General features: G+C 27.0%; 9 protein-coding genes. 8 read left to right on the forward strand and 1 reads right to left on the reverse strand.

Going from position 1 to position 10,121, the window contains the following annotated elements:
* A partial coding sequence (locus AC5EAH_RS06785; RefSeq protein ID WP_493494021.1) for a hypothetical protein occupies positions 1-673 on the forward strand: 673 nt, incomplete at its 5' end.
* A gap of 120 nt (positions 674-793) precedes the next feature.
* Here the strand turns inward: AC5EAH_RS06785 and AC5EAH_RS06790 are convergent.
* Positions 794-1,306 (reverse strand): hypothetical protein, encoded by a 513-nt coding sequence (locus AC5EAH_RS06790; protein WP_493494022.1) that lies wholly within the window; start codon positions 1,304-1,306, stop codon positions 794-796.
* Between the two features lie 271 nt (positions 1,307-1,577).
* On the opposite strand from AC5EAH_RS06790, the gene AC5EAH_RS06795 reads away from it, so the two are divergent.
* The 7 genes from AC5EAH_RS06795 to AC5EAH_RS06825 all read left to right on the forward strand — a co-directional run bounded on the left by AC5EAH_RS06795 (position 1,578) and on the right by AC5EAH_RS06825 (position 10,083).
* Complete coding sequence (locus AC5EAH_RS06795; RefSeq protein ID WP_493494023.1) at positions 1,578-2,636, forward strand: hypothetical protein; 1,059 nt, start codon at positions 1,578-1,580, stop codon at positions 2,634-2,636.
* Positions 2,637-2,647: 11 nt separating this feature from the next.
* Complete coding sequence (locus AC5EAH_RS06800) at positions 2,648-4,000, forward strand: LPXTG cell wall anchor domain-containing protein (protein WP_493494024.1); 1,353 nt, start codon at positions 2,648-2,650, stop codon at positions 3,998-4,000.
* A 22-nt stretch (positions 4,001-4,022) separates the two neighbouring features.
* Positions 4,023-6,845 (forward strand): LPXTG cell wall anchor domain-containing protein, encoded by a 2,823-nt coding sequence (locus AC5EAH_RS06805; protein WP_493494025.1) that lies wholly within the window; start codon positions 4,023-4,025, stop codon positions 6,843-6,845.
* 84 nt (positions 6,846-6,929) lie between these two features.
* Positions 6,930-7,373: a hypothetical protein gene (locus tag AC5EAH_RS06810; RefSeq protein WP_493494026.1), complete on the forward strand. Its 444-nt coding sequence runs from the start codon at positions 6,930-6,932 to the stop codon at positions 7,371-7,373.
* Positions 7,374-7,477: 104 nt separating this feature from the next.
* Positions 7,478-8,971 (forward strand): hypothetical protein, encoded by a 1,494-nt coding sequence (locus AC5EAH_RS06815; RefSeq protein ID WP_493494027.1) that lies wholly within the window; start codon positions 7,478-7,480, stop codon positions 8,969-8,971.
* 18 nt (positions 8,972-8,989) lie between these two features.
* On the forward strand, positions 8,990-9,571 hold the full coding sequence (locus AC5EAH_RS06820; protein ID WP_493494028.1) for a hypothetical protein: 582 nt from the start codon (positions 8,990-8,992) through the stop codon (positions 9,569-9,571).
* Between the two features lie 20 nt (positions 9,572-9,591).
* Positions 9,592-10,083, forward strand: a complete 492-nt coding sequence (locus AC5EAH_RS06825) for a hypothetical protein (protein WP_493494029.1) — start codon at positions 9,592-9,594, stop codon at positions 10,081-10,083.
* The last annotated feature ends 38 nt before the right edge of the window (positions 10,084-10,121 follow it).

Below are 10,121 nucleotides of genomic sequence, written 5' to 3' on the forward strand. Positions count from 1 at the left end.
TTTTGAACTACGCAATAGATACTTAATAATAGAAGCGCCGGATTATTCTAAAATTGCTTCTGAAACTAAAAAATTTAAAGTAGAAGGATTAAAATCTATTACTAAAAAAACGGCAGCAGATATATTAAAAGAACATCCAATACAAATAAAAGGAAAAAATTATTTTGGTGAAAGTAATTATGACCCACATATTTTTTCTTTACATACAGCATTAGATAATGAAGATCAAAATAACATTGAATATACAGTTAAAGATTTAATAGATATACCTGAATTAACAAGTAACGAAGAATGGTCACAAATTAATAATTTGGATAAATATATAGAACAAACAGATAATTTATCCCTTAGTACAGGTCGTGATAATACAGAAGGTTATCAACTTTATGGACCAAATACAAATATCACAAAAAGTTCTGTAACTAGATATGGTACATTTTTAAAACACAATCCTTATAGTAAAAAGTTATATGAAGTGATGGAATTATATAAAATTAATCGTTCGTATGAAATATCTAATTGTTCAGAATTAGAAGGTGGTGGCTGTGGTAAGACAAAGGATAAAAGTACAGAAGTTTATATACTATACGGTAATCACAATGTAACAATAGAAAATGGTGAGATTCAAAATAAACTCGTTAGAGAGATTATTTTGAATCACGACACACTTTAGATGAAATGATTGATAAACTAAAAAGTGATAAATATGTAATATTGAATAAATAAAGATTAAATGAAAATGAGGTTTTATTTCTAAGCTATTTTAGAATAAAACCTCATTTTCTATTTGCATTTATTTTGATTGATTGCTTTGAATGGCATTAACAATTGCTTCTGCATTTTTAGTACTATGTAAAGCAACGTTTGTATTATCATGATGTTTGATGATTAAGTCATTGATTTTTGTGGCTGCTGCTTCAGCTTTATTTTTTTCAAAAACAATGAAATTAATAATTTCAGTGTTACCTGATGTTGTATGAACTAATAAGTTTGTTTGTAAAGAACTAATAATAGTTAATACTCCATATACTAGTATGATTAAACCACCAACAAAAGAGTCTGATGTCATTGAAGAAAAACCGAATAATGCAGCAAGAACACCAATAACTAATGATTTGAAAACAACTTGAAAACTTGTATCTACACCTGATATTTGTGGTACGGGCATAGATTTATTAGTTGTACCTAAAGGAATTAATTTAAGAATAGTATTAGGATTTTTAAATTTTACAAAACTATTATCGCAACTAATTTCTCCTTTCAAATAAAATGTTAACAATGAAGTGATAAAACTTTCTTTATACATAATTATTCTCCCTTAAAATATATTTATAAATATTATTTTAAAATAATAACTAATCTTAGTCAATATTTAAAGAACCTTTTTTATAAAAAAGTTCTTTAACTAAAACAAAAATCGAGATGTTTAAACTTTGTTATCGTAAAAATATATCACATTTAAGGAACTTTTAATATGTAAATATATAAATAATGTTCTTTTAAAAGAACGTCTTCTAGTATATAATTGTTATATGAAATAAGATTTTATTTTAAATTTATAGTTAGGAGAGTTAAAAATGAAATTATTGACAAGTAAAAAAGGAATGAGCATTATAGGTATTTTACTATTATTAGTAGGTATATACTATTTGTTTTTTGCATCTTCGAAAGCCAGTGTATTAAAAGACGTGGAAGTAGAATTTGTTGGTTATGATAAGGCTGGTGTGATTGAATATGATATGGAAGTGATTCAAGATAATATTTTAGATGCAGCATTAAAAGCTGAATTATCTAAAGAAGATTATAATGAATTAAAAGATGATTTAGAATTTGCCAGAAGAGAAGTGAATTCAGATAATGATCGAAAATTACGAAAAGTAAAGAGCGTTATTGAAAAAGTAAAAGTGAATGTTGATAAAACATATGATTTGGCTAATGGAGACAAAGTTACTTTTACTATTAAAGCACCTGAAAAATCTCCAATTAAATCAGAAACTAAAGTATTCAAAGTAACAGGATTAGAGAAATCAACAGAAATCACAATAAAAGATTTATTAAATGAAACACCGATTACTTATTCAGGTTATGAGGGTAATGGTCAAGCTGAATTACCTGAAGATAGCTATCTTGAATTTGTAGACGAACCTACATATTTGAGAAATGGTGATAAAATTAGAATTAAAGTTAAAGAGTATAGTTTAAATCAATTAAAAGAAGAAGGAAAAATTGTTAATAGTAAAAAACAAGTAGATGTAGTTACAGTAACAGGACTAAAAGCAGTATCTAGTATTAAAAATTTAGATAAAGTTTATGAAAAAATAGATGCAAAATTAGATAAGCGTGTTTCATCTATCTATTCAGATGAAAATATTACAGTAGAGCCTCAAGGTAATTATGTGAAAGTTAGTGGTAGTTCAGCAGATATTTATACACTATACAAATTATCACTAAATAATAAAGAAACAATTTATCAATATTTTGGATATGAGTATTTAAATATTGATAATGATAGTATTAAGATAGATGATTCTTTAATGGATAATATTTTTAATAATATGAAAAATTCATATAAATTTGATAGTTTAGAAGAAGCAGAAGATGGTTTAACTATTGGTTTCACTGAATATAAAAAATAAAAGGAGTATTTATGAAAAACACTAATAAAATATTGATAGCTACAACATTATTAACTGGAACGATGTTAACTGTAGAACATCCCTCATTATTTGCTTATGCAGAGGAAGTGACGACAAAACCAACTATTACAAGTATTGATATAGATAATTCTAAAGTATATCAAACAAATGATGAACTTGAGATTAGATTAACAGTTGATAATATAGATGCAGTTAAACATAATAAGTTATTTATTGAATTTGCTACTGATAATCCTCTGGCAGTGAATGCAACAATTAGTAATGGAAAAGATAATAATTATATTAAAGAAGGTAATGTATTAATAGTTAAAATCCCGTTAACTGAAAAATTTTCAGATGGGGAATATTATTTAAAAAATTTAAAATTTAATGATGAAGTACTACGTGATCAATCTTTTAATAGTACTAAAACAGTAGATCTTATTCCAGAATTTGATAAAAAAATTACTTATCATAATTCAGTCAGTGATGTTTTAAAACCAGAGATATTAGAAGTGAAAATGGAAAAAGAAAACTATGAAGTAGGTGAAGAAATTAAATTCATTTTTAAAGTGAGAGAACAAAGTGATATAAAGAAATTTGGTACAAAAGTATTTTTTAATCCAATTGAAAATAATAAATTTTCATCTAACTATTTAGGTTGGGATACTTGGAATTCTGAAGTTAAATTACTTGATGAAAACGAAAACTTGTATGAAATAACTTTCAGTAAAACAGCAACTAAAGATATGATTAATAAAGATATAGGTATTTATGAATATACAATATATGATGAAAAAGGGTTTAGAAATACTTATCGTTATGATAGTCCACAAATTTTATTTAATGTATATGAAAAAGGCCATTTACCTAATAATGTTAAGCAAGTAGAAACAAAAGAAGAAACAGTGAAAACACCGGAACAAGGTGCTGAAACAAAAGAAGAAACAGCGAAAACACCGGAACAAGGTGCTGAAACAAAAGAAGAAATAGCTAAAACACCGGAACAAGCAACTAAAACAAAAGAAGAAACTCCAAATGTTACAACAACATCAAATAATAAAGTATCAAAAGTAAATAATAATCATTCATCAAATGATAATTTAAATAAAAAAGAAGATAATACAACATCAAAAACAAAAGTTGTCCATAAAGAAAGACAATCAGCTACTGAGGATAAACAAAAAGTAATCAAACATAAAGACAACACGCAACATCATAATAAAAATAAAGAACAAGAGAAAAAACAAAAGAGTATTTTACCAATTACTGGTATGACACCAACTATTTGGACAACAATCATTGGTGTTGCATTGTTAATTTTTACAAGTTTAGTTATGTTCTTCAAGAAAAAGAAGAAGTAGAATTAATTAGAGGAGTTTAATTATGAATAATACAAAACAAATATTTTCAATCCGTAAAACATTGCTTGGTGTAGGTAGTGTGTGTCTAGGTATGGGCTTAATGACAACTATAGCTTATGCGGAAGAGATACCGACTAATAATCATCAAAAAACAAATGCAGATATAGAACTGACATCCGTGGGTGAAGTCGTATCAAATAATACAGTATTATCTGTATCTGAAACGGATAAAGGATTAGAACCAGTATCTGAAATGGTTAATAATGCGAGCGAAACACCGATAATAACAACAGACGAAATTTTGAGTCCGATTCGTTATGAAAAAGATGATACAAAAGAAATAGGGTATCGTGAAATTAAAATTCAAGGGCAACCAGGTCAAATTATTTATACAACAATTAATGACAAAACAACATTTAAGCGCATTGAACCAACTGAAACAGTTATTATTTTAGGAACAAAACCAAAAGTAGAGGAAACAATTGTTAAAGCAACTACAGAATATGTTTTGGATGAAACACGTGCTTATGGTGAAAATGAAATCATTAAACCAACTATAGATGGTGTAGAAAAAACAGAAACGACGTATCGCATTGCACCATTACCATCAAAGCTGGCTGACCCAATTGTAAATGATGACACATATCGACCTATTAAAGAGAATTTTTATTCTATTGATGATAGTAAAAGTTTACCAAGTGATAAAATTGTCATTGATAAATTATTTGTAGAACCTTCGGATGATCTAGAAATATTAAGTAAAGAAAATAATCCAAAATCTTTAAGAGAAAGATTGATTTATGGACCAAAAGCTTCACATTATTTTTGGAAAGATAAGTCTGATGTTAAATATCCGAATGAAACAATAAACATTAATGATTTTGAATCACAAAATCTTAGAGTACAGAGTTATTCAAAAAACAATGTAGATCTTCAAGCGATATATACAGGTTTATTTAATGCAAGTTGTTATGAAATTAAAACAGTTTCAGAGTTATCTTATTTAGAGTATCCAATGAACCTTGAAGATGACATAAGGAATTATTATACTAGTCATGATTTATCTGAAGGATTGTACGCAGATGTTAAGGCTGATTATTTAAGATTGCAACATGCTAAAGATTATTTAATATCTATTAATGCTTTTAATGAGCGTATGCAAAATGAGTTTAAATTAGTAACTGAAATGTTTGAAATTATTACACAACGTTATAATAATAGTCAAGGTGTTATAGATACTATAATAGATTATAAAGATTCTTCAATTACAGACGAAGATAAACAATGGTTAGAAGAACATATTAAAATGTTACCAGAAGAATTAAGAAAAAATTTATTAAGTTTACGTATTACTGATAATACATTGGATAGCACAGGAAAACTGGAAAAAGGAAAGGTAGCTGGTGTTAGTTACGGTAATCGTCGGCATATTAATATAGATTATACTAAAGTGAAAGACGACAATATACGTGCTATTATTATTAGAAATCCAGAAACTGGAAAAGAAGAAATAAAAAAAATAGATGTTGGATATGAAAGATCACTTGAACTTATTTTATTACATGAGTTATCACATAATATTGACCATAATAGTGGTGTTTTTCTTACTGCTTTAAGCTCACAAGGAGGTCTAGGTTTTTCTTTAAATGATAATGAATTTGTAGAAGTTCATAAAAAATATATAAAAAATAGCGATGCAAGTGACTATTATCGTAATAATTTAGAAGAAGCTTTTGCAGAAGGTTTTGCAAGATACTTAAGAAAGCACATTTTTAATACAACAGATTCTCGCCACAGATATTTCGAAGGGAAATCTTATACTGTTTGGGAAGGCGAAGAAGGTTATGATGAATTACCCCCTGGACCTTTTGAAAATAGTGCTTATTATTTTGCTAAATTGTATAATCGACTATTTGAACAGCCTCATGATGCGAAAGTAGTGACAGATGTAGTTAAAAAGTCATCGGTTAAATTACAAAATGGTAAAGTGATCTTAGGTGCAATGCCTACAATTACGGTGAAAGAATTACCATATAATATTATTTTTAAAGAGAATAAAGATAATGATTTTGGGAATGACAGTATCATAGAAGGTGTTGATGGATTACAAAAAATTAAAACAAGTTATGTTTTAAATGAAGGTGTTTTGAATCCAATTGAAAAAATATTGGAAGATAAACAAGCTATTAATAAAATTATTATTAAAGGTACAAAAACAAAAGTAGAGAAAACAAATGTAGTTGCGGTTGAAACAGTTTATATTGATAGTGATCAATTAGAAGAAGGACAAACTAAAATCGTACGAGAAGGACATGAGGGTTATACTTTAGTTACTACACAATATAGTTTGAATCGTGAATCAGGTGAAGTAACACCAATGGTGACGAAAAATACTACATTAATGGAACCACGTATTATTCAACGTGGAATTAAAAAACAAGAGCCAACAAAACCAGAAGCAATTAAACCGGTGGAGCCAACAAAACCAGAAGTAATTAAACCAGTGGAGCCAACAAAATCAGAAGTAATTAAACCAGTGGAGCCAACAAAACCAGAAGCAATTAAACCAGTGGAGCCAACAAAACCAGAAGTAATTAAATCAGTAGAGCCAACAAAACCAGAAGTAATTAAATTAATGAATCAAAATTCTAATATGTATAAAAAATCAATAAAAATATTAGAGGAAACTCCAACAATGATTCAAGAAACAAAACAAGCACCACTAGGTAAAGTAGTAAAAACCTTACCAAATACAGGAGAACATTCAAATAATATGAGTATGGCAGGTATGAGTTTATTAGCAGTAATGTTTGGTGCCATTATGACTCGTAAAAAATACAATTAAATAACAATTTATAATTACAATATAAAATAACTAGTATAAATATTTTTATGTAATAGTGTCAGAATAAGTTTAAGGAGAATATAAATGAAGAAAAAATTAAGTTATATTGTAGCAATGCTTTTATCATTAATATTAGTAGGATGTGGTAATACCGATACAGTATTTAATCTGAAGATTAGTGGAACAACAAGTACAGTAACAGTTAGTCATGATGATGAAGAAATTTCAGCAATTGAAATGAACATAGCTAGCAGCAAAGATGGTTTATTTGATCTACTAGCTAATACATCTATGAATCATATGCGTACAGAAGCAGAGAATATTCAAGGTGTACAAGTATCAGAGCAAAATAGTGATGAAAATAAAGAATTAAATATATCAATTGACTATGACGAAATAAATTGGGAAGAGTTTCGTGAAACTTCAATCGGTATGGAATTGTTTGGTTATAGAGATTCTGTAAGTAAACCAACATTTGATGAATTAAAAGATAAGTTACTTGCAAAAGGTTATACAGTAGAAGAGTAAAATAATATGATAATATTGAGAAATACAATTATGAAAATTACTATAGTAAGAGTTTTGCTATAGTAATGTATTTCTCTTATTTTATGTAATAAGGAGGAATGGCTATGAAAAAGGTAATACTATTTATTACAGTAATTTTGTGTTTACTGTTTAATTCTACAACATATGCAAAAGAAGAGATATCTGTAAATATAAAATCGCATGGAAAAGATGAGTTACAAGTAGAATTAGTTAATAATTCAAAAATAGATGTCAATAATATTAATATGATTGTTCATATTTCGAATGATATGACAATTGTAAAAGAACCTGAAAAAAATTTGAAATTACAAAAAAATGAAAAGAAAAAATTTAATTTTAAAGTAAAGCAAGAAAAGCTTGTAAAGCAAGAAAAAGTCGTTGAAAAAAAATCTAAAATACAAGAATATATTGAATTAATTAAATCTAACATTTTATATTTTAGTATTGGAGCAGGTATAATTGTTATTTTAATTATTATGAGTATAGTTTATAAATTTAAAAAATCAAGGAAAATATTACTAGCATTAATCACAGTAAATGGTATTTTATCTTTGAATAATTCGGCATTTGCGATAGACAGTAATTTTCATGAAGAAGTAATATTATTTGATAAAAAAGTCACAGTAACAGTTAAATTAGATTATTTAACTGCAGATAAAGAAAGTGTTTCTAGTAAGAAACGTGTTATCTCAAAAAAATCTAAAACAAATGATCAAAAAATACCAAATGCTAATAAAGAAGATATAAAAACAACGGATACATCTCCACAATATAGTAATTCTAATTCATCTTCTTATGAGCATACAAATGACAAGCAACCTGTTAATTCAGAAATAAACGAAGTGAATAATGATAAAAAAGAAGTAAAAGAAACAACAGATAGTACTAAATTAGTAGAACCGACTTCTAAACAAACACCAAATGATACTTCTGAAGAAGAAAATAAAAATTCTACAAAAGTAACAGATACTAAACAGCAACCTGAATTAGGATTTAGTGCTAGAGATATCACTAAAATGAAGGATAAAGAACTTAGTAAACAATATTTAGAGAAATATGGTTCAGAGTATGCCAAACTATTAGAAACATATAAAACACGTTATATAAATAAAGAGGGCATGATTTTAAATGGTTTTTTCTCTAATAGACAATATGAACTAGTGTATACATTGGTAGATTTAAATAAAGATGATATGCCTGAAATGATTGTAGCTGGACGTGATGATCAGTACTTTTTAATAGATAATATCTTTAGTAAACAAGGTGAAGAAATGGTAACAATATTTTCATCAGAAGGAACATCAATGATATTTGGTACAACAACAAATGTAGGTTTGTATACTAGTGGCATTTGGGTGTTTAGTAAAGGTATCCAGGTATATGGTACGCAACAATATGAATTAGGCACAGATAATAAGGCCAAATTGGTAAACTTTTATATTAAGGATGGTGAAGAGTACTTATTGAATGAACATCCAATTATGAAAGAAGAATATACTAACTTAAACGAACGTTTAGAAGCAGAGAAAATCAATTTAGAAGATTTAAACTGGTACAATGTGGTTAATCAAAATTAAATATATGAGGAGAATCTTATGAAAAAATTTAAATGGATTATGTTACTATTAACATTTATAGTATTAACAGCATGTAATAAAGTACAAACAAATGAATCAACATCTGAAAGTGCACAAGTAAATGAAAATACATCAGAACAACTAGAAACAACGATTTATCAATTAGACGAGCAGATAAATGAAAATGGAATGAAACGTAAAAGTATAGCGAAAATTAGACATAAGAAGGATGAAGTAAAATCTACAGAATTAATAATTAGTGTAATATTTCCAGATGAAGTGAGAGAAGAGGTAAAAAAACTGACGAATGAAGAACTTCATGAATATAAAGAAAAAATAATACAATCATTTAAAGAAGACCAATTTACAGAGGCGAATAATATTAATGGTGTGCAAGTGAATTTCAACGTAGATGATAAATTAGAGAATATCCAAATGAACATAGTAATTGATTATGATAAATTAGATTGGAAAGCTGCACAACTTTCTAACTCGGCTAATATAGTATCAAATGATATTTTGGATGATAGTCAAGAGTATGTTAGTTTTAAAAAACTTGTAGAAGACTTAGAAAAAGATGGTTTTAAATTACAAAAATAGAGAGAGTTTTAGAGGAATATATGAAAAAATTTTTAAAAATTATTATAGGGATGATGGTCATATTAGTTTTTTCTGCTTGTGCTAATAAGCAAGAAATTTCTACTTTTAAAAAATCTGAGATCGTCGGGGGAAATTTAGAAGTTTCACAAGTTGTAGAAATTACACATTCGGGAGAGTATGTTGAAAATGTTCGAATGAATGTTGTGACACCATTACCTAAAGATATTACAGAAGAAGATAAACAGTCACTTATTGATAGACTGAATCATAAATATGTTGATAAAAATGGAGAGTACGAAGGCATTAATGTTGAAATAAAAATTACTGAAACAACAATGGATGTAATGTATAATTTAGAAGTTGAAAAAGTGGATTTAAAAAGAGTTCTAAAGATACCAATATATGAATATTTACGTCGTATAAAAATCTTTGATAGAAATGGAAAAAATAATGATTTTGAGACGATGAAACAAATTTTACTAGATCAAAATTTTCAAGAAAATGTTAAATAATATATATTGATCTATTGATAGGTTGTAAAATTAAATGC

The sequence above is a fragment of the Staphylococcus sp. B1(2026) genome, assembly GCF_058895785.1.

Bases quoted from the DNA above. Each gene is read 5' to 3' on its own strand.
- AC5EAH_RS06810 (WP_493494026.1), top strand. From the start codon at position 6,930: ATGAAGAAAAAATTAAGTTATATTGTAGCAATGCTTTTATCATTAATA.
- AC5EAH_RS06825 (WP_493494029.1), top strand. From the start codon at position 9,592: ATGAAAAAATTTTTAAAAATTATTATAGGGATGATGGTCATATTAGTT.
- AC5EAH_RS06800 (WP_493494024.1), top strand. From the start codon at position 2,648: ATGAAAAACACTAATAAAATATTGATAGCTACAACATTATTAACTGGA.
- AC5EAH_RS06795 (WP_493494023.1), top strand. From the start codon at position 1,578: ATGAAATTATTGACAAGTAAAAAAGGAATGAGCATTATAGGTATTTTA.
- AC5EAH_RS06815 (WP_493494027.1), top strand. From the start codon at position 7,478: ATGAAAAAGGTAATACTATTTATTACAGTAATTTTGTGTTTACTGTTT.
- AC5EAH_RS06790 (WP_493494022.1), bottom strand. From the start codon at position 1,306: ATGTATAAAGAAAGTTTTATCACTTCATTGTTAACATTTTATTTGAAA.
- AC5EAH_RS06820 (WP_493494028.1), top strand. From the start codon at position 8,990: ATGAAAAAATTTAAATGGATTATGTTACTATTAACATTTATAGTATTA.
- AC5EAH_RS06805 (WP_493494025.1), top strand. From the start codon at position 4,023: ATGAATAATACAAAACAAATATTTTCAATCCGTAAAACATTGCTTGGT.